The 19627-nt window shown below is 75.0% G+C and carries 16 protein-coding genes; 8 read left to right on the forward strand and 8 right to left on the reverse strand.

From position 1 onward, the window contains the following. Positions 1–4: 4 nt before the first annotated feature. Complete coding sequence (gene pdxH / locus E4U92_RS24240; protein ID WP_137302564.1) at positions 5–715, reverse strand: pyridoxamine 5'-phosphate oxidase; 711 nt, start codon at positions 713–715, stop codon at positions 5–7. A gap of 285 nt (positions 716–1000) precedes the next feature. Between pdxH and E4U92_RS24245 the strand changes: the two genes are divergently transcribed. Then, the gene (locus E4U92_RS24245) at positions 1001–2101 is read left to right on the forward strand and encodes a citrate synthase 2 (RefSeq protein WP_137302565.1); all 1101 of its coding nucleotides are present in this window, start codon (positions 1001–1003) and stop codon (positions 2099–2101) included. A gap of 121 nt (positions 2102–2222) precedes the next feature. On the opposite strand, the gene E4U92_RS24250 is transcribed toward E4U92_RS24245, so the two are convergent. Further along, positions 2223–3305: an alpha/beta hydrolase family protein gene (locus E4U92_RS24250; protein WP_229862549.1), complete on the reverse strand. Its 1083-nt coding sequence runs from the start codon at positions 3303–3305 to the stop codon at positions 2223–2225. A gap of 103 nt (positions 3306–3408) precedes the next feature. Here E4U92_RS24250 and E4U92_RS24255 point away from each other — a divergent pair, with 103 nt between their 5' ends. Together E4U92_RS24255 and E4U92_RS24260 are read left to right on the forward strand one after the other, a co-directional pair. Continuing rightward, positions 3409–4047 carry a GNAT family N-acetyltransferase gene (locus E4U92_RS24255; protein ID WP_137302567.1) on the forward strand — a complete coding sequence of 213 codons (639 nt, stop codon included), beginning with the start codon at positions 3409–3411 and terminating at the stop codon, positions 4045–4047. Then, the gene (locus E4U92_RS24260) at positions 4044–4973 is read left to right on the forward strand and encodes a PaaX family transcriptional regulator C-terminal domain-containing protein (protein ID WP_229862548.1); all 930 of its coding nucleotides are present in this window, start codon (positions 4044–4046) and stop codon (positions 4971–4973) included. The genes E4U92_RS24255 and E4U92_RS24260 overlap by 4 nt, the downstream gene beginning before the upstream one ends. A gap of 86 nt (positions 4974–5059) precedes the next feature. Here the strand turns inward: E4U92_RS24260 and E4U92_RS24265 are convergent, their stop codons facing one another. After that, positions 5060–6100 (reverse strand): isopenicillin N synthase family dioxygenase, encoded by a 1041-nt coding sequence (locus tag E4U92_RS24265; RefSeq protein WP_137302568.1) that lies wholly within the window; start codon positions 6098–6100, stop codon positions 5060–5062. 798 nt (positions 6101–6898) lie between these two features. Here E4U92_RS24265 and E4U92_RS24270 point away from each other — a divergent pair. Next, positions 6899–8401, forward strand: a complete 1503-nt coding sequence (locus E4U92_RS24270; protein ID WP_137302569.1) for a PAS domain-containing protein — start codon at positions 6899–6901, stop codon at positions 8399–8401. A 49-nt stretch (positions 8402–8450) separates the two neighbouring features. Here the strand turns inward: E4U92_RS24270 and E4U92_RS24275 are convergent, their stop codons facing one another. Continuing rightward, positions 8451–9206, reverse strand: a complete 756-nt coding sequence (locus E4U92_RS24275) for an SIS domain-containing protein (protein ID WP_137302570.1) — start codon at positions 9204–9206, stop codon at positions 8451–8453. A 225-nt stretch (positions 9207–9431) separates the two neighbouring features. Between E4U92_RS24275 and E4U92_RS24280 the strand changes: the two genes are divergently transcribed. Next, entirely contained in the window at positions 9432–10124 is a 693-nt protein-coding gene (locus E4U92_RS24280) for an iron-dependent transcriptional repressor DtxR (RefSeq protein ID WP_067234232.1), read from the forward strand. A gap of 434 nt (positions 10125–10558) precedes the next feature. Beyond that, positions 10559–11485, forward strand: coding sequence for an alpha/beta fold hydrolase (locus E4U92_RS24285; RefSeq protein ID WP_137302571.1), 927 nt, complete (start codon positions 10559–10561; stop codon positions 11483–11485). A gap of 8 nt (positions 11486–11493) precedes the next feature. On the opposite strand, the gene E4U92_RS24290 is transcribed toward E4U92_RS24285, so the two are convergent. The 3 genes from E4U92_RS24290 to E4U92_RS24300 all read right to left on the reverse strand — a co-directional run bounded on the left by E4U92_RS24290 (position 11494) and on the right by E4U92_RS24300 (position 14584). Then, on the reverse strand, positions 11494–13104 hold the full coding sequence (locus E4U92_RS24290) for a transporter (protein ID WP_137302813.1): 1611 nt from the start codon (positions 13102–13104) through the stop codon (positions 11494–11496). Further along, positions 13080–13850 carry an ABC transporter ATP-binding protein gene (locus E4U92_RS24295; RefSeq protein WP_137302572.1) on the reverse strand — a complete coding sequence of 257 codons (771 nt, stop codon included), beginning with the start codon at positions 13848–13850 and terminating at the stop codon, positions 13080–13082. The genes E4U92_RS24290 and E4U92_RS24295 overlap by 25 nt, the downstream gene beginning before the upstream one ends. An 80-nt stretch (positions 13851–13930) precedes the next feature. Next, a complete protein-coding gene (locus E4U92_RS24300; protein ID WP_137302573.1) occupies positions 13931–14584 on the reverse strand; it encodes a bifunctional DNA primase/polymerase in 654 nt (217 codons plus the stop codon). Between the two features lie 265 nt (positions 14585–14849). Between E4U92_RS24300 and E4U92_RS24305 the strand changes: the two genes are divergently transcribed. Further along, complete coding sequence (locus tag E4U92_RS24305; protein ID WP_137302574.1) at positions 14850–16235, forward strand: NsdA family TPR-like regulatory protein; 1386 nt, start codon at positions 14850–14852, stop codon at positions 16233–16235. A gap of 233 nt (positions 16236–16468) precedes the next feature. Further along, positions 16469–18226 carry a hypothetical protein gene (locus tag E4U92_RS24315; RefSeq protein WP_137302575.1) on the forward strand — a complete coding sequence of 586 codons (1758 nt, stop codon included), beginning with the start codon at positions 16469–16471 and terminating at the stop codon, positions 18224–18226. A 59-nt stretch (positions 18227–18285) separates the two neighbouring features. Here the strand turns inward: E4U92_RS24315 and E4U92_RS24320 are convergent, their stop codons facing one another. After that, positions 18286–19596: an ABC transporter substrate-binding protein gene (locus E4U92_RS24320; protein ID WP_137302576.1), complete on the reverse strand. Its 1311-nt coding sequence runs from the start codon at positions 19594–19596 to the stop codon at positions 18286–18288. Positions 19597–19627: the final 31 nt, after the last annotated feature.

The following is a 19627-nucleotide window of genomic DNA, read 5'->3' on the forward strand; positions in this document are numbered from 1 at the left end:
CCCCTCAGGGGCTCAGCCGCTCCACGCGCCAGCCGCCGGCCGGCTCGGCGACGTAGGCCAGGCGGTCGTGCAGGCGGTTCAGCCGGCCCTGCCAGAACTCCACGCGTTCGGGCGTGACCCGGAAGCCGCCCCAGTGCGGCGGCACGGGCACCTGCTCGCCCTCCGGGTAGCGGGCCTCCAGCTCGGCGTACGCCGCGTCCAGCCCGTCGCGTGAGGCGATCACCGTGGACTGGGCGCTCGCCCAGGCGCCGAGCTGGGAGCCGTGCGGCCGGGTCCGGAAGTACGCGGCGGTCTCGTCGCGCCCGGTGCGTCGGGCCACGCCCCGCACGACGACCTGCCGGGCCATCGGGTGCCAGGGGAACAGCAGCGAGACGTGGGGGTTCTCGGCGAGGTCGCGGCCCTTGCGGGAGTCGTAGTTGGTGTAGAAGACGAAGCCCCGCTCGTCGAACTGCTTCAGCAGCACCGTGCGCGAGCTGGGCCGGCCCTCGGCGTCGGCCGTGGAGACGACCATCGCGTTCGGCTCGAAGAGGTGGGCCTCCAGGGCCGCGTCCCGGAACCAGCGGGCGAACTGCTCCACCGGCGTCGCGGCCAGGTCGGACACGTCGAGGCCCTCGGCCCGGTACTGCTTGCGCATCGACGCGGGATCGGGCGCGGGTTCGGCGGCGGGATCGTACGGGACGGCGTCTCGGTCGCTCACATGGTCATCTTGCCGCATGGTCCGCCCGCACCGCCCGGCCCGCGGACCGGAAGCCCCCCGGCCGACCGAGATGGCACTGAGTGCCGCGGGGGCTCCCCAAAGGTGGCACTCCGGGGATATCGTGCTGGTGCCGTGCCGGTGGGGTGACCGCCGACCGCACGGGGCATCACAGGGGTGAGCGCCCAGGACCGCGAGCCGGGACACGACCGCGGATCCACGGGCCCCTCACCCTCCCCAGCCGCCCGACACCTGGTCGTCCCCCCGGACGCACCACCTGTCACTCACCTCACGAGGAGCCGCCTGATGTCCGACTTCGTACCCGGGCTCGAGGGAGTCGTCGCATTCGAGACCGAGATCGCCGAACCGGACAAGGAGGGCGGCGCCCTGCGGTACCGGGGCGTCGACATCGAGGACCTGGTCGGTCACGTCTCCTTCGGCAACGTCTGGGGCCTGCTCGTGGACGGCGCCTTCAACCCCGGCCTGCCGCCCGCCGAGCCGTTCCCCATCCCCGTCCACTCCGGCGACATCCGCGTGGACGTGCAGTCCGCGCTGGCCATGCTCGCCCCCGTCTGGGGCCTGAAACCGCTCCTCGACATCGACGCCGACCAGGCCCGTGACGACCTCGCGCGTGCCGCCGTCATGGCCCTGTCCTACGTCGCCCAGTCCGCCCGCGGCCAGGGCCTGCCCATGGTCCCGCAGAGCGAGATAGACCAGGCGCAGTCCGTCGTCGAGCGGTTCATGATCCGCTGGCGGGGCGAGCCCGACCCCAAGCACGTGGCCGCCGTGGACGCCTACTGGACGTCCGCCGCCGAGCACGGCATGAACGCCTCCACCTTCACCGCCCGCGTCATCGCCTCCACCGGCGCCGACGTCGCCGCGGCCCTCTCGGGCGCCGTGGGCGCCATGTCCGGCCCGCTGCACGGCGGCGCCCCCTCGCGCGTGCTCGGGATGATCGAGGAGATCGAGCGCACCGGCGACGCCGAGGCGTACGTCAAGCAGGCCCTCGACCGGGGCGAGCGCCTGATGGGCTTCGGGCACCGCGTCTACCGCGCCGAGGACCCCCGCGCCCGCGTCCTGCGCCGCACTGCGCGCGAGCTGGGCGCCCCCCGCTTCGAGATCGCCGAGGCGCTGGAGAAGGCCGCGCTGGAGGAGCTGCACAACCGCCGCCCCGACCGCGTCCTCGCCACGAACGTCGAGTTCTGGGCCGCCATCGTCCTGGACTTCGCCGAGGTCCCGGCGCACATGTTCACCTCGATGTTCACCTGCGCCCGCACCGCGGGCTGGTCGGCGCACATCCTGGAGCAGAAGCGCACCGGCCGCCTGGTGCGCCCGTCCGCCCGCTACATCGGCCCCGGCCCGCGCGACCCGCGCGAGATCGAGGGGTACGCGGACATCGCCTCCTGAGGCGGTCACCCGCTTCCTGAGGCGGTCACCCGCTTCCTGAGGCGGTCAGCCAATTGCCGGGGCTGTCGCCGAGCGGCTGCCGTGACCGGCGGTGCGGGTCCGTGGCACCGCCGGTCCGGGGTCAGGGAGCGGGAGACGTCGCCACGCCGCCGTCGCTCGCGCCGGTCTCCCGCAGGAAGCGGGCCTGGCGGTCGAGGAATCCCGCCGCGTACAGCTTCCGTGGTGCGAGGACGGCGGTCATGGTCAGCCGCAGCGACGAGCGTTCGGTGGCGTGGTCCACCAGCGAGTGGGTGGCGTCGGGGTAGTGCGCGACGCTCAGCGCGGCGGGGGGAAGGACCGCGCGGTACACGGTCTCCGTCTCCCTGACGTCCACGTTCACGTCGTGGCCGGCCAGCACGAGCAGGACGGGCGTTCCCCGCACGGCGCGCAGGTCGGCGACCGCGTCGGAGGTGTAGTTCGCCGAGATGAAGCGCCAACGGGCCGCGGTGATGCCGCCCGTGTCACCGACCGCCGCGCGGTACTCGTCGTAGGTCGCGCCCCTCCTCAGCAGGCGCACGGTCGTCTCGCGGCGGCGCAGCGCGGCCGCGACGCGCCGCTCGTCGGCGCCTTCCCGGTGGAGTTCGGCGAGCAGGTTGTAGCGGCCCTGCCGCAGCCAGTTGACGGCCGGCGAGACGGCGATGACGAAACGCAGGCGCCGGTCCTTCGCGGCGACCTTGGGCAGGACCCATCCGGCCTGGCTGGCGCCCCACAGCCCGATGCGACGGCCGTCGATCCCGGGGCGTCCGCGGGCCCAGGCGACCGCGGCGAGTGTCTCCTCGGCGCGGTCGTCCATGCTCTGGTCGAGCCAGTCGCCCTCCGAGCCGGCCACCCCCGGTTTGCTGAAGGACAGCGAGGCGTAACCCGCCCGCGCGAACGCCTCCCACAGGGGCCGGTAGAAGGTGTCGTGGGTCGCGTCCACGGGCCCGTCGCCGTGCACGAAGACCACCAGCCCGAACGGCCCCTCGCCCGCCGGCGGGCGGGCCAGCACCCCCTCCAGGCGGTGACCGTGGTGCCGCAGCACCACGCGCTCCTCGCGGAGGTCGTAGGTGTTCTGCCACACCACGACCCCGCCGAGCCCGCCCGCCACGAGCAGGGCGCCCACCAGGGCCCACAGCAGGTACCGCCGGCCACGCCTCGCGCGGACCGTCCTCCGTCGTCCCAGCACCGGACCGCTCCGATCTATCGTTCGTCTATAAAACGCTCGTGCTAAGAATGAACGTATTAGAATCGATAGTGCAAGGTGATCGAAAAGGCAGGGGGAGCAGGACATGGAGCCCACGGACCCGAGGACCGAGGCCGTCACGTGCCGACGAGGGGTGCCCGAGGGGGCCGAGGCGGAGGTGGCCGCGCTGTACTGGGAAGCGTTCGGCCGCAAGCTCGGCCCCGCCCTCGACCCCCCTGAGACCGGGCGGGCCTTCATCGCCGCGCACCTCAACCACGACCGGGGCGTGACCGCCCTCGTCGACGGCAAGGTGGTCGGCATTGCGGGCTACCATCTCGGCGGGCGCGCGCTGACCGGCGGTGGCGTGCCGGACGTCCTGTCCGCCTACGGCGTCCTTCGCGGCCTGCCCCGGCTCGCCGTGCTCGCCCTGTTCGAACGCATCCCCGAGGAGGCGGAACTCGTCATGGACGGCATCGCCGTGGACGCGCGCCACCGGGGCGGCGGGATCGGCAGCCTCCTGCTGGGGCAGGTCGCCGCCGTCGCCGCCGAGAACGGATGCCGGCGCATCCGGCTGGACGTCATCGACACCAACCCCCGGGCGCGCGCCCTGTACGAACGGCACGGTTACGTCGCCCGGCGCACCGAGCGGACGCCCTGGCTGCGCCGGCTGCTGGGCTTCGGCGCGGTGACGACCATGTACCGACCCGTCACCGGGGCGGACCGCATCGCGGGGGACGGGCGGTGACGGCCGCCGCCACACCCGTCACCGGTACGGGGGCGGAAGGCCCTCCCCGGCCGGAGGTGCCCACCCGGCTGCTCGTGCACGCCCTCGTGCGGGAGGACGGCACCGTCGACGCCGCCGAGCTGTACGACGTCGCGGGCCTGCTCGGCATGACCGACCAACAGCTGCGCCTGTGCGTCAGACGCCTCGTCGCCGACGGGCGGTTCACCCAGGAGGGCCGCGGGCGCAAGGCCGTCCTGCGGGCCGTCGCCGACCCCACCGGCGCCCTCGCACCGGACGCGGAGTACGTCCGCCACGCCTACCGGCAGGACGCCGGGCAGGCCCCCTGGAACGGTGTCTGGCACCTGTTCGCGTTCGCCGTCCCCGAATCCCGGCGCACCCTCCGCGACGCCCTGCGGGACACCCTCCTCCACCTCGGTGCGGCCCCCCTCCAGGGCGGCCTCTACGTCACCGCCAACCCCGTCGCCGCCATCGTCGAGGCGCACGCCCGCCACCTGGGCGTCCTGGACTCCTTGACCTTCCTGACCAGCACCGACCTGCGCGTGGGCGCCCTCACCGACCCCGCCGCCCTGGCCGCCGGACTGTGGCCCCTGGACGAGGTCGCCGCCCGCTACGAACGGCTCACCGCCTTCGCGCGGCACTGCCTGACCCGGCTGGACGCGCCGGCAGGGGGCGACGGCACCGCGAGCGTGGCCGCCGGGCGGCTGGCGACGGCCGTGGAACTCGCGGCGGAGTTCACCAGGGCGATGGACCCCGACCCGCTGCTCCCGCCGGAGCTGCTGCCCCAGCCGTGGCCCGGCACCGAGGCGCGGCGCCTCACCGCCGACTGCTGGCACCACCTGCGCGGGACGGACACCGGCGGGCCGGCCGGGCTGCGCCTGTTCCGGCTCTACGGCGACACGCTCGGCGACGTGCCCGACACCCCTTGAGGGCGCGGTACAGGGGAGGACGCCCGGGGGTGAGTGATCCCCGCCCGGGCCGGCAGCCGGTCAGCGGTGCCGGCCCGGCGGCCGGCTCACGCCGGGGTCAGCAGTCCCGCGTGGTGCCGCCGGGCGACCAGCGGGTGCGCGCGCAGCTTGCCCTTGAGCTCGTTGTAGCCGTACTCGGCGAACAGCGGGTTGGCCGGGTCGTCCGTGGCGCCGGGCGCCGCCTGGGCGTGCGGGAACGGCAGCGGCTCCACGCGCGCGTCCAGGCGCGGGTTGTAGAAGAACGGCACCGAGTAGCGCTCCACCGCCCCGGGCGGCGAGACCACGCGGTGGTTGGTGGCGAGCAGGTAGCCGTCGGTGGCGACCTCCAGGAGTTCGCCGAGGTTCACCACGAACGCCCCGTCGATCGGCGGGACGTCGTGGAACTGCCCGTCCTCGCGCTGCACCTGCAGCCCGCCCACCTCGTCCTGCAGCAGCAGGGTCAGGAAGCCGTAGTCCTTGTGCGCGCCGACGCCCTGGTCGGCGCCGTCCCCGGCGCTGCCGGGGTAGCGCACCAGCTTGAGCTGCGGGTGGGCCCGGTCGCCGAAGACGGGGTCGTAGAAGTCGGCGGGCGCGCCGATCGAGGCGAGCAGCTCGTGCAGCAGCCGCTCGGCGACCGCGCTCAGCCGCTCGATCCAGTGCAGCGCGGCAGCGCGCAGCTCCGGCAGCGACGCGGGCCACTGGTTGGGCCCCTGCAGCCACCAGTACGCCGGCTCCCCGGGGCCCGGCACCCGGGCCGGCCGTTCGGCGCCGATGTCGAGCTGGTCGCGCCAGTCGCGCCGGCCGCCGGTGCGCTCGTCGCCGGTGCGGGTGTAGCCGCGGAAGTGGGGGGAGCGGACGTTGTCGAGGGCGAGCCGCTCGGCCTCCGGCAGGGCGAAGAACCGGCGCATGGCGGTCAGCAGCCCGTCGGTCTCCTGCCGGGTCACGCCGTGCCCGATGAGCTGGAAGAAGCCCACGTCGTGGGCGGCGCTGTGCAACTGGGCGCGCAGCAGGGCCCGCGCGCGGGGTCCGCGGTCGGCGGCGGACAGGTCGATGATCGGGAGCTGCCGCTGGGCGGGGTGCGTCGCTACGGGGGTGGGTGCGTGCGTCATGAGGTGTCCGCGGGGTGTACGGGCTCGGCGAGAGCTGACGGAAAGCCGCTCGGGTGGAGCGGGGGAGGGGAGGCGGCGGTGACCGCGAGAGGGGCGCCGGCGAGGCGCGGGGAGAAGCTCGGACCACTGGGGGCCGGACGGCTCGGCGGGAGCCGGGGCGGCTCAGAGGGAGCGTCGACAGCCCATGCTCGTGACGCGGACGAAGTCCACGTGGCGGCGTCGAACGAGCGAAAGCATGGCGTCAGGGTACCGCTCGCCCGGAAGACCCGTACAGCGCGCGGACCGGAACCGGAAGATCTTCCGGACATGCAGCGACCCGCGAGTCTGGTTCCTCCCGGGGGAGGAGCCGGCCGGACGTACCGGCGACTCGCGGGTCGGGTGACTGCGTGGAACTGGCCGGCTGCGTGTGTCGCGCACACGCTGGTCCGGCGCCGAACCGAGTCTGACGGCGGACCGCTAGCCCGCAGTCACCTCTTCCGTCCGGTATGCATACATCTGCCGAACCACCTCCTTTCCGAAGTGCTAGCCACCCTAGGAACCGTTCGCCGCCGGATCAACCGTTTTTTTCCACGAACCCGCTGCGGGCCCCGCCGGACCGTCCCGAGACACCGTTGACGGGCCCGCGGCGGGAGCGCGCCGGGGCCGCTCCGCTCTTTAACGATTGCTCTGCAATATTGCAGGAACCCTGTGTGTGCTCCATCACGTTCGAGTTGAATGAAGGCCAGGGAAAGGGCCGGTGGCGGCCCGTGAGCGAACCGGCGCGCCGTCGCTGCCGACGCGGCCGGCATGGGGGTCCAGGTGAGTGCTTCCCGGCGTAGTGGGACCACGGACGAGCTGGGGCCGGACGACGGCCCCGAGCCGCCCGACCGGGGCGGTTCCGGCTCCGGCACCCCGCCGCCCGGCGGTCCCGGCCACCCCGATCACCCCGACGGCGCCGACCTGCTCGCCGCGCTCCTGGACGGCATGGACGCGGCGCTGTGCGCCTTCGACGCGGACGGCGTCGTCACCCACTGGAACCGGGAGGCCGAGCGCATCCTCGGCTGGACGGCCGCGGAGGCCGTCGGCCGGCACGGGTTCGCCGGCTGGGCGGTGCGCGAGGCGGACGCCGAGGAGGTCGAGGGCCGGCTGCGGGCGGCCATGCGCGCCCCGGGCCGCCAGGTGCACGAGTTCGCGCTGGTCACCAAGGACGGCGGCCGGGTCCTGGTGCGCACCCAGTCCGCCGCGGTGCGCGGCCCCGACGGCACGCCCGCCGGCCTGTACTGCGCGTTCAGCGAGGTGCACGCCCAGATCGACCTGGAGCGGTCCATCGCGCTGAGCGAGGCACTGCTGGAGGACGCCTCCTGGGGCGTGGTCCTGGTCGACGCCGACCTGCGGCCCGCCGTCGTCAACGCGCACGCGGCGCGCGCGCTGGGCACCGGCCGCACGGCCGCGCTGGGCCGCCCGCTGGGCGAGCTGCTCACCCACGGCGTGGAGGAGGTGGAGAACGCCCTCACGCACGTCCTCGCCGAGGGCGCCCCGCCGGCGCTCGCCGAGATGTGGGTCGGGGTGCGCACCCCGGACGGCGAGAAGCGGCGCTGCTGGCGCAGCGGCTTCCTGCGCCTGGCCTCCCCGCTCGCGGAGGAACCCGTGCCGCTCGGCGTGGGCTGGGTGTTCCAGGACGTCACCGAGGCCAAGCAGGGCGAGCAGGAGGCGTCCGTGCTGCGCTTCCGCGGCAACCAGCTCCACCGGGCCGCCCGCGCGGCCGCCGAGTGCGAGGACCCCGCCGAGGCGGTCACCGTCCACCTCGACTTCGCCCTCGCCGGATTCGCCGACCACGCGCTGATCGACCGCGTCACCGGCGGTACGGCGCCGTCGGAGGGCGGCGCGACGGGCGCGGGCGGGGGGCGCCCGCCCGGGGCTCCGCTGCGGCTGGTCCGCATCGTCGAGACCCCCTCCGGCGGCGGCCCGGGCCCCAGCACGCTCACCGGCCGCGCGGGGCTGCCCGCGCGCTACGCCGAGGGCCACCCGGCGCTGCAGTGCGTGGCCCGCGCCGGGTCCGTGCGGGCCGGCGCCGGCAGCGTGCCGCCCGACCAGGCCCGCGAGTGGGCGCGCGCCCGCCAGTGGCCCGAGGACACGGTGCACGCCCTGTGCGCGGCGCTGCGCAGCCGGGGCCGCACGCTCGGCGTCGTGACGTTCCTGCGCGGGCGCGGCCGCAGCCCCTTCGAGCGTTCCGACACGGCCTACGCGGAGGACGTGGCCGTGCGGATCGCGGCGGCCCTGGACCTCGCGGAGGCGGTGGGCGACCGGGGCCGGGACACCTGACGGTTCGCCGCCGCGATCGCCGCGATCGCCGCGGTCGTCCGCCCCGGCGTCAGTGCCGGTAGAAGATGCGCGCCCCGTACTCGTCCATGATCCGCCCGTTCCACTCGTGGCCGCCGTCGACGTTGCCCGAGCGCAGCAGCGGCGGCTCGACGCCCCGCTCGGCCAGGGAGCCGGCCGCGGTGGCCATGACCGCCTGGAGCAGCGCGGTGGTGACCACGGTGGAGGCGGGCGCGAACGGCGCGGGCACCGAGTCCAGGGTCAGCTCGGCGTCCCCCACCGCGATCTTCGAGTCCAGGACGACGTCGCAGTGGTCCTTCAGGAAGGTGCCGGAGGAGTGCCGGGACTTGGTCTCCGTCGCGTACGCCACCGACGTCACGCCGATGACCCGGACGCCGAGGGCGCGGGCGTTGAGGGCCATCTCCACGGGCAGGGCGTTGCGGCCGGACAGCGAGATGATCACCAGGGCGTCGCCGGCGCCGATCGGGGAGGTGTCCAGCACGGCGCTCGCGAGGCCGTCGACCCGCTCCAGGGCGGAGCCGAGGGTGGCCGGGGTGACGTCGACGCCGACGGTGCCCGGCACGGCGAGCAGGTTCATCAGCGCCAGTCCGCCGGCCCGGTAGACGACGTCCTGCGCGGCGAGGGAGGAGTGACCGGCGCCGAAGGCGAAGAGCCGGCCGCCGTCGGCCACGGTGTCCGCGAGGAGCTTCCCGGCGGCCTCGACGGCCTCGGCCTCCTCGTCGCGGACCCGCTGCAGGAGCCCGATCGCCGCGTCGAAGAACTGCCCACCGAGCCTGCGGTCGCTCATCCGAGGGGCCCCTTTGCCGAGTCGGGTGTCCGTGTCGCGGATCACCGTGCGGTCTGGACCAGTGGGATGTCAATACGGCGGGCGGCCGGGCGCGGGCCCGCGCGGCGGGGTCCCCCTTTCCTCGGCACGGCACGGTTGTCAGTGGGATCCGGCAGAATTGAGGTCAGGGCCAGCGCACGCGCCGGAGAGCCGTCCAGCCTCCGGGACACTCATCGAGGGGCACGTATGTCCGGACTCATCGACACCACGGAGATGTATCTCCGCACCATCCTCGAGCTGGAGGAGGAGGGTGTCGTCCCCATGCGCGCCCGCATCGCCGAGCGGCTCGACCAGAGTGGTCCGACGGTCAGCCAGACGGTCGCGCGCATGGAGCGCGACGGCCTGGTGTCCGTCGCCAGCGACCGGCACCTGGAGCTGACCGACGAGGGCCGCCGCCTCGCCACGCGCGTGATGCGCAAGCACCGCCTCGCCGAGTGCCTCCTCGTCGACGTGATCGGCCTGGAGTGGGAGCAGGTGCACGCCGAGGCCTGCCGCTGGGAGCACGTGATGAGCGAGGCCGTCGAGCGGCGCGTGCTGGAGCTGCTGCGCCACCCCACCGAGTCGCCGTACGGCAACCCGATCCCGGGCCTGGAGGAGCTGGGCGAGAAGGACGGCGCCGACCCGTTCCTGGACGAGGGCATGGTCTCGCTGGCCGAGCTCCACCCGGGCCTGGAGGGCAAGACGGTGGTCGTGCGCCGGATCGGCGAGCCCATCCAGACCGACGCCCAGCTCATGTACACCCTGCGCCGCGCCGGGGTGCAGCCCGGCTCCGTGGTGAGCGTCACCGAGTCGGCCGGCGGGGTGCTGGTCGGCAGCGGGGGCGAGGCCGCCGAGCTCGCGTCGGACGTCGCCTCCCACGTCTTCGTCGCCAAGCGCTGAGCCGGCCCCGTGCCGCGCGCCCGAGGAGGGAGCCGGGCGAAAAACGGCAGCGCCGCACCGCGTCTCGTGCCAGGCTGTCGCGTGAGGCATATGACCGGAGGGGGCGGGACGATGTGCCGCAGACGAGAGGAGGGCCCCGGTGCCGTACGGCACCGGGGCCTGTCCTCCCCTGGGTCGACCCGGAGCCCCGAGCTCTCAGGGTCGTGCCCCTCGGACCGATTTCCCCGAGCGGTCCGCCCCCCGCAGAAGGTCTCCCCTCGGCAGCGGCGATCATTCCTTGAGGGGGGTCACTCGAACGAGGGGTGTTGCCTGGCACGCAGGCGTTTTTCGAATGCAAGTTCGATAGTCTGCGTGTGACACGCGAGCAACACCGCGTGCGCTGAGCCATGTGAGTGTGGGAAGCCGGCGAGCCAAGCCAGGGGGTGCCAGTTCCGATGGCGCGACGCATCGACGTGACCGGGGCGGGGGGCGTGCGCCTGGCGGCCTGGGAGTTCGGCGACCCGCCCAAGGAGGCCCCCGGCCCGGTCGACGGCCCCCTCGGCGGCCGGCCCGGCGCGGCCGCCGACGGCAGCGGCCCGCAGGGGGACCGCGGCCCCGGCGTCCTGTTACTGCACGGCCTGATGGGCCGCGCCTCCCACTGGGCCCCCACCGCCCGCTGGCTCTCCGAGCGGCACCGCGCCGTCGCCCTCGACCAGCGCGGCCACGGCCGCAGCGAGAAGCCGCCCGAGGTCGCGTCGTACACCCGCGAGGCGTACGTCGAGGACGCCGAGGCCGCCCTCGAACAGCTCGGCCTCGCCCCCGCCGTCGTCATCGGCCACGCCATGGGCGCCCTCACCGCCTGGCAGCTCGCCGCCAAGCGCCCCGACCTCGTCCGCGGCCTCGTCATCTGCGACATGCGGGCCTCCGCGATCGGCGCGGCCTCGCAGCGCGAGTGGGCCGACTGGTTCCGCTCCTGGCCCCTGCCCTTCGCCACCCTGGCCGACGTCCGCAAGTGGTTCGGCGAGGACGACCCCTGGGTGGAGCGGCCCAACCCCTCCCGCGGCGCGTTCTACGCCGAGGTCATGCAGGAGGCCGCCGACGGCTGGCGGCCCGTCTTCGAGCCCGAGCAGATGCTGCGCTCCCGCGAGACCTGGGTCTACGACGCCCACTGGGAGGAACTGGCGCAGGTGCGGTGCCCCGCGCTGGTCGTGCGCGGCCTGGACGGCGAGCTGGGACGGGCGGAGGCACAGGAGATGGTGCGGGTGCTGCCCCGGGGCGAGTACGCGGAGGTGGCCGACGCGGGACACCTGGTGCACTACGACCAGCCGGAGGGGTGGCGGGAGGCCGTCGAGCCGTTCCTGGACGGCGTCCTCACCGGCTGAGGCAGCCCCTACCCCTTGCTCACCGCGGCGAGGATCTCCGGCAGGCGGGCCGCCGTGCGGGGAGCCGCGAGGCGCAGGCCCAGCCAGGTCACCGTCGCGCCGTAGGCCGCGCCCGCCGGCAGCAGCACCCAGCTCCACGCCGCCCCGCCCGCGCTGACGTTCAGCCAGATCGCCGCGGCGATCACCGGGGCGCACAGCAGGGCGGCCGCCACCATGCCGCCGAAGATCGCGATCCAGGCGAGGCCCGCCTGCCCGGGGGCCACGTTCTTGTAGCCCTCCTGCGGGATCGAGTAGGGGAAGCGGGCCGAGGTCCAGGCGCCGGTCGCGAGCATCGCGCCGAGCAGCGCGAAGGACAGCCCGAGCACCTCCGGCAGCCGGGGCCAGTCGTCGAGCAGCCCGGTGGTCAGCACGGTGACGAGGGTGGCGTACGGCAGGGTGATCACCAGCAGCGCCAGCGCCCGCGCCCGCAGTTCGGCGTAGGCGTCCTGCGCGGAGGAAATGCTCAGGGCGACGATCCAGAAGGCGGAGGTGTCCTGCCCGAACTGGTTGTACATCTGGATGCCGAGCATCCCGGCGGCGAAGCACGCGAAGTACGGCGAGCCGGTGCCCTGCAGGGCGTTGAACACCGGCACGATCAGGCCGATCGCCAGGGACGTCACCCAGGCCGCCTTCGTCTTGGGGTCCCGCCACACGTAGCGCAGGCTGCGTTCCATGACGGTCCCGGTGCGGCCGGCGGGCAGCAGCCGCGTGAGCCCGGACGACCCGCGCCGACCCCGCGTCCCTTCCCCGGCGGCCTGGAGGGTGGACCCGTCGGGCGCGGTCATCAGCCGGGTCAGGCTGCGCTCCCACAGCACCAGCAGGGCCACCGAGGCGGCAGCCGTGAGCAGCAGTTGGGCGGCCGCCGTCCCGTACGACCCCGCGCTCGCGGAGTCCGCGGCGCCGATCGCGGCGGCGGGCGGCACCCACCGCAGCACGTCGGCGGCCGGGTCGAGCTGGCCGAGGCCCGAGGAACCCAGGCGCTGGGCACCGAAGTTGACCACCTGTGCGCCCACCGCGACGACCAGCCCGCTCAGCACGGCCAGGTCGCGCCCCCGACGGCTGGTCAGCAGGCGGATGTTGGCGGCGGCCACGGCCCGCGCGAGCGTCACGCACATCAGCAGCCCCAGAACGGCACCGAGGACGCCGACGCCGTACGCCACCGCCCCGTGCGCGACCGCCACCACGGAGCCCGCGAGCATCAGCACGGTGAACAGCGGTCCGATGCCGACCAGCGAGGCGGCCAGCAGCGCCCGCACCAGGGGCCGGGGCCGCAGCGGCAGCATCACCAGCCGGGTCGGGTCCAGCGTCTCGTCCCCGCTGGGGAAGAACAGCGGCATCACCGCCCAGCCGAGCCCCAGCACCGCCACCAGCAGCACCACCAGGGACGCGGCGTGCGCGTGCCCGCGCAGGGCGATGAGCCCCACCAGTTGCAGCGCGGCGAACAGCAGGACGACGACGGCGGAGGCGACGTAGGCGGCCCGCCGGCCCGCGGACTGCCGCAGCCCGTTGCGCAGCAGCGACAGCTTCAGCCGTACGACGACGGCGGTCGGCGCGCTCACCGCGACCCGCCGCCCAGCCAGTCGAGGTCGGAGCCGGCGTCCCGCTCCCGGGCGCCGACGAGCTCCAGGAACGCCTTCTGCAGCGACGGCGCGGACCCGCGCACCTCTTCCAGCGGGCCGTGGGCGCGGATCCGCCCGGCGGCCAGCACGGCCACCCAGTCGCACAGCGACTCGACGAGCTCCATGACGTGGGAGGAGAAGACGACGGTGGCGCCGGAGGCGGTGTACCGCTCCAGCACGCCCCGGATGGTCTGCGCCGACACCGGGTCCACGCCCTCGAACGGCTCGTCCAGGAAGAGCACTTCGGGATTGTGCAGCAGCGCCGCCGCGAGGCCGATCTTCTTGCGCATCCCGGTGGAGTAGTCGACGACGAGCTTGTGCTGGGCGCCGGCGAGGTCGAGGACGTCGAGGAGCTGGGTGGCCCGCTTGTCGGCCTCGGCCCCCGGCAGGCCCCGCAACCGCCCGGTGTAGCCGAGGAGTTCGCGGCCCGACAGCCGCTCGAACAGGCGCAGTCCCTCCGGCAGCACCCCGATCCGGGCCTTCACCGCGACCGGGTCCCGCCACACGTCGTGCCCCACGACCTCCACGGTCCCGCCGTCGGGCCGCAGCAGCCCGGTCACCATCGACAGGGTGGTGGTCTTGCCCGCACCGTTGGGTCCGACCAGCCCGATGAACCGCCCCGCGGGCAGGTCGAGATCGATCCCGGCCACGGCGACCTGCTGCCCGAACCGCTTGTGGAGGTCGCGTACACGTACGGCAGAACTCATGCAGGCACCTTAGGCGCACGGAGCCGGAGGCGCGGAGGGCCGCACGGCGCACCGGGACGCGCGCGGACGTGCGGACGGGGCTACCGGTCCCGGCCGCACGCGTAGGCGAGCGGGGGGACCAACTCCTCGGCGTCCGGCAGCCACCGGTTCGCCTGCGTCGGCCGGCACGCCCACTGCACGGCCCCGCGCGACCCGAACCGGGTGGGCGGCGCGGCCACGTACGCGCCCTCGCCGAGCGCCGCCAGGTCCAGCGACGCGGGCGCCCAGCCGAGCGCGCGCACCAGGTCCGGGACCTTCGCGGCGGCCCCCGGCAGCACGAAGAAGTACATCCGCCGGTCGGGCGCGAGCGTCACCGGTCCCGGCGTCACCTCCATGCGCTCCATGCGCGCGAGGGCGTGGAACCCGGCCGTCTCCGGCACGCGGACCGCGTCGAACGTCCGCCCCGTGGGCAGCAGGATCGAGGCCGCCGGCTGCTTCTGCCACATCCGGCGGGCGACGGTCGCGCTGCCCGTCGCCCGGGTCGCCCAGTCGGCCCGCGCGGGATGGGCCCCCGGCGCCTCGCACGCGGGGTCGCCGCACGAGCAGCGCTGCACCCCGTCGACCGCCTCCAGCCAGGTGCCGGGGAACACGTCCCAGTGCCGTTCCCCGGCGTAGCGGACGGCGGTCTCCAGCAGCGATTCCCCGCGCTGCTCCGGGATCTGGGCGGCTTCGGTCTCCGGGATGGTCTCTTCCACGATGAACACAACTCCAGCCGTCACCAGGGGTTACGCCGTGCCCTGTGCGCGGGGGAGGAGCACCGTCGCGGGCTCCGGGGCGCACAGGTGCACACGCGGGGGCGCGCGGCAGGAACGCGAGGGGGAGCGGGTAGGCACCGGAAGGGGTCGGCTGGTGGCTTACCCCGGCAATCCTCGCATGTCCCGCATTTTCGGTATGTCCGTGGGGCATCGATCTTCACGGCCGGATCTTTTTCGTTCCAAGGGGTTCGCAGGGGGTTATGCCATGGCCGCAAGGCCGCTTGTCGCGCGGCAGCCGAACGAACGGCTGCAGGCGCTCATCCAGGAAGCCGGATGCTCCAACGCCGGGCTCGCGCGCCGCGTCAACATGTGCGGCGCCGAACACGGCCTCGACCTGCGCTACGACAAGACGTCCGTGGCCCGCTGGCTGCGCGGCCAGCAGCCCCGGGGCCGCGCCCCGGCGGTCATCGCCGAGGCGCTCGGCCGCAAGCTCGGCCGGACGGTCACGATCGACGAGATCGGCATGGCCAACGGCAAGAACCTCGCCTCGGGCGTGGGCCTCCAGTTCTCGCCGACGGTACTGGGGGCCATCGAGCAGGTCTGCGAGCTGTGGCGCAGCGACGTGGGCCGGCGGGACTTCCTGTCCGGGTCCTCGGTGGCCGCCTCCGCGCTCGTCGAGCCCAGCCGCGACTGGCTGATCTCCGCGCCCGACGCCCAGGTGGCGCGGTCGGCGGGGCCGCGGGTCGGGCAGTCCGACGTCGCGGCCGTGCGGGCGATGACACAGGCGCTGGTCGACCTGGACCACCAGTACGGCAGCGGGCACGTGCGCCCGGTCGTCGTGCACTACCTCAACAGCGTCGTCTCCGGGCTGCTCGCCGGCTCCTACCGGGAGGCCGTCGGCCGCGACCTGTTCGCCGCCGTGGCCCGACTCACCGAGCTGGCCGGGTACATGGCCGTGGACACCGGCCAACCGGGCCTGGCCCAGCGGTACTACATCCAGGCGCTGCGCCTCGCCCAGGCGGCCGGGGACCGCGGCTACGGCGGCTACGTCCTCGCCGCGTCCATGAGCCACCTCGCCGCCCAGCTCGGGAACCCGCGCGAGATCGCCCAGTTGGCGCGGGCGGCCCAGGAGGGCGCACGCGGGCGGGTCACCCCGCGCGCGGAGGCGATGTTCCACGCCGCCGAGGCCCGGGGCCACGCCCTGCTGGGGGACGCGCGCGCCGCGCAGGACGCGGCCGGGCGCGCGGTGTCCGCGCTGGAGGCGGCCGACCCGGCCGCCGGGGACGACCCGGTGTGGATCGCGCACTTCGACGAGGCGTACCTGGCGGACGAACTGGCGCACTGCCACCGCGACCTCGGCCAGGCCGAGGCGGCGGCGCGCTGCGCGGAGCAGGCGCTCGCCGGGCACCCGGAGGGCCGGGCCCGCCGCCGCGCCATCGGCTACGTGCTGCTGGCCAGCGCGCAGGTGCAGCAGCGCGAGGTCGAGCAGGCGTGCAGCACCGGCCTGAAGGCGGTCGAGCTGCTGGAGACGCTGCGCTCCAACCGGGGCGCCGAGTACCTGGAGGACCTCCAGCAGCGGCTGGAGCCGTACCGCGAGGAGCCGGTCGTCAGGGAGTTCGGGGCCCGCCTGGACCTGCCCGCCGCCGCGTAGCCGGACGGAGCGCCGTGCGTGCCGCCGGGGGCCCGCACGGGGCCCGCGCGGGAGGGTCCCGGGAAGGGCTCGCGGGCGGGCCAACTACAGCGCACGGCGCCCCCGTTGTGTCACGCGTCTGTTAGCGACGTCACAGGGAAGGAGGTCACGTCCTGAGCTGCGTGGCACGGGGTTCCGTGGAGCCGGTAGCGTGAGCCGACGATTCCGAAGGTCCCCCATTCACAGGAGTCCCGGTGACGCAGAGTGGACAGGGCGAGGAGCCCTCGGCGCGGTCCCCGCGCGAAGGCATCGTGCTGCCCTCGGACGGCGGCGCGCCTCTGCTGCCGGGCACGACGAGCGGCGAGGACAGACACCCCGAGCACGACCCGTACGGCGGCCGGCACGCCGGCCCCGCCCACCCGGGCGACGACGGCCATGGCGGCTACGGCGCCGGCCCGCAGCCCGGGCACGGCTCCTACGCCGACCCCCACCAGCCGGGCCACGGCTCCTACGGCGCCCCGCAGCAGGCCCCTTACGGCGACCGGCAGCAGGCGTCCTACGGCGACCCGCAGCCCGCCCCCGGCCAGACCTGGGGCCGGCCATGGGGCCCCGACCGGCACGAGCCGGCCGCGCAGCCGCCCGCCGACCCGTCCGGCCGCAGCGCCTGGCCGCTGCCCGCCGACCAGCAGCAGCAGTGGGGCGGCGCCCAGCCCGCCGACCCCGGCCAGTGGCACCCGGCGCCCCAGCAGGGCCCGGGCCCGCTGCCCCCCGAGGGCGCGCAGCCGCCGTCGTACGGCCACGGCGTGCCCGGCGCGCCGCTGCCGCCCGCCGACGAGGGCGCCACCCAGTACCTCCCGCCGGTGCCGCCCGCCGCGGCGGACGACGGCGCCACGCAGTACATACCTCCGGTCGCCGGGGCGCACGGGAACCAGGGCACGCCGTACCCACCCCCCGGCGGCGGCCGCGCGGACGAGGGCGCGACCCAGTACCTGCCGCCGGTCGGCGGGGGCGCGCTGCCGCCGGAGACGCCCTCCGAGGCGACCCACTACCTGGGCACGGCGCCGCACCACCAGCGGCAGCCCGGCGGCTCCGACGCCGAGGCCACGCAGTACATACCGCCCGTCGCCGGACAGCCGGGCCAGGCGCCGTACGGCGGCGCCGAGGGCGACCGGCAGCCGCCCGCCGAGTTCGCGAACCTGTTCCGGGGCGAGTCCCCGGCCGGCTCCACCCAGCAGCTTCCCCGCTTCACCGAGCCCGGACCGGGCGGTCCCGCGGGTGCCGGCGCGGCCCGCTCCGCGCCGCCCTCGTTCCTCCCGCCCGGCGGCCGGCGCGCCGTCCACGAGGACGCCGACGACCACGGCGGCCGGCGCGGCAACGGCCGGACCGGCTCCCGGTGGCCGCTGATCGCGGCGATCGGCGTGGGCATCGTGGTCGTCGGCATCGGCGCGGGCGCCCTGATGGCCGGCGGGGGCGGCGGCGACGACGGCGACGACAGCGCGCCCACGTCCGCGTCGGCGCCCGCGCAGTCGGGGTCCGCGTCGGCGGCCGCCGATCCGGCTAAGGACCAGGCGGTCGCGCTGGACAAGCTGCTGGCGGACAGCGGCAGCAGCCGGGCCAGCGTGATCGGCGCGGTGGCGGACGTCAAGGCGTGCACCAACCTCCAGCAGGCCGCCACCGACCTGCGGGCCGCGGCCGGCCAGCGCACCGACCTGGTGACCCGGCTGGACGGCCTGACCGTGGACCGGTTGCCCGACCACGCGGCGCTGACCTCCGCGCTCACCAAGGCGTGGCAGGCGTCCGCCGAGGCCGACAACCACTACGCGGCCTGGGCCGACCAGATCGCCGGCAACAAGAAGGCGTGCAAGAAGGGCCAGGCCCGCACGACCCCGGAGACCCAGGCCGGCAACCGGGCGAGCGGCACCGCCAGCGCCCAGAAGACCAAGGCCGCGCAGCTCTGGAACGGCATCGCGCAGAAGTACGGGCTGACCCAGCGTCAGCCGACCCAGCTCTGACCCGGCCGGGCCGCGCCCCGCGCGGGCGCGGCTCAGCCGGGTCAGGCGGTTCAGGCGGTTCAATCGAGGTTGGCGGACTCCAGCGTCGCGGTCACGTCGACGGAGCCGCTCTTGGCGGCCACCAGCCGGCCCTTGCGCACCACCTGGAGGCTCACGTCGGCGTTGACCAGGCGCGGCAGGCCGACCGAGCCGAGCCGGTCGGCGAACTGCCAGCGCAGCGCCGGCGTGAGCCCGCCGGTCTCGATCCTCAGCCCGTCGTCGAGGGCGCTGCGGACGGTGTCCGCGGTGACCCGGCCGGTCCCGAGCGACTCCACGACCTTCTTGAACACGGTGTAGGCGATGTACGTCGTCTGCACCCCGGTGTCGTCGGCGTCGATGCGGTTGTCGGTGAACGCCTCGTCGTTGATGATCTTCTTCATCCCGTTCCAGCGCGGGTCGCCCGCGACCGGGTACCAGCCGGTCACGTACGCGCCCTCGTACGGGCCGGACGCGCCGCCCGTCGCGTCGATCACCGTCTGGTCGACGCTGCCGAGGACGGTCGCGGTGCGCACCGAGGACGCGTCGCCGTCGCGGCGGAAGGAGTCCATGAAGGTGCTGGTGCGGTCGCCGAGCGCCGGGACCACGCAGCCCTTGCCGCCGCCGCGGGCGGCCTCGGCGAGGGCCTGCCGGGCCTGGGCGGAGTACTCGGTGGCGTCCTCGGCCGCCGGCTGGTCCGTGGCGTCGGCGTGGCCGCCCGCGTGCAGGCCGGAGTCCAGCAGACTGGGCAGGGCGTCGCCGGCGATGGTGTCCGGGCGCACCAGCGCGATATGGCCGCAGACACCGGAGAGTTCCCGGCCGAGCCCGGCCAGCAGCGCGGGCTGGCCGCCGTTGACCGGGTACGACAGGGGACTGGTGAACTCGGCGTTGGTGACGCCGTAGCCCCCGATGTACGGGATGCCGGCGCCCTGCAGCGTGGGGAAGAACGAGTCGGAGTACTGGCTGTAGGAGCCGACGACCGCGACGGCGCCCTCCTTCACGGCGCGCCGAGCGCACTTCGCGGCGCCCACCGAGTCGTTGCGGTCGTTGCAGGTCAGGACCTTCAGCGAGCGGCCGCCGAGGCCGCCCTGGGCGTTGACCCAGCGCGCGTAGGCGCGGGCGAAGGCGGGCATGCCGGGCTTGTTGGTGGCGCTGGTGTCCTCCGGCGCCCACGTCATGACCGTGATCGAGGTGTCCCCGGAACCCCCCGTGGTACCGGGGATGACCCCGCAGCCGGCGAGGAGTGACGCACTGGCGGTCAGGGCACCCGCGATCAGGGCGGACGGTCTGACGTGCCGGGTGAAGCGGTGGTGCCAGGGGAGGAAGGTGCTTCGCGTACGTCGCCTGCCGGTCATGTCCCCACACGCTTCCGCCACATCCCTAACC

This window comes from Streptomyces galbus (assembly GCF_005280195.1).
GTDB lineage: Bacteria > Actinomycetota > Actinomycetes > Streptomycetales > Streptomycetaceae > Streptomyces > Streptomyces galbus.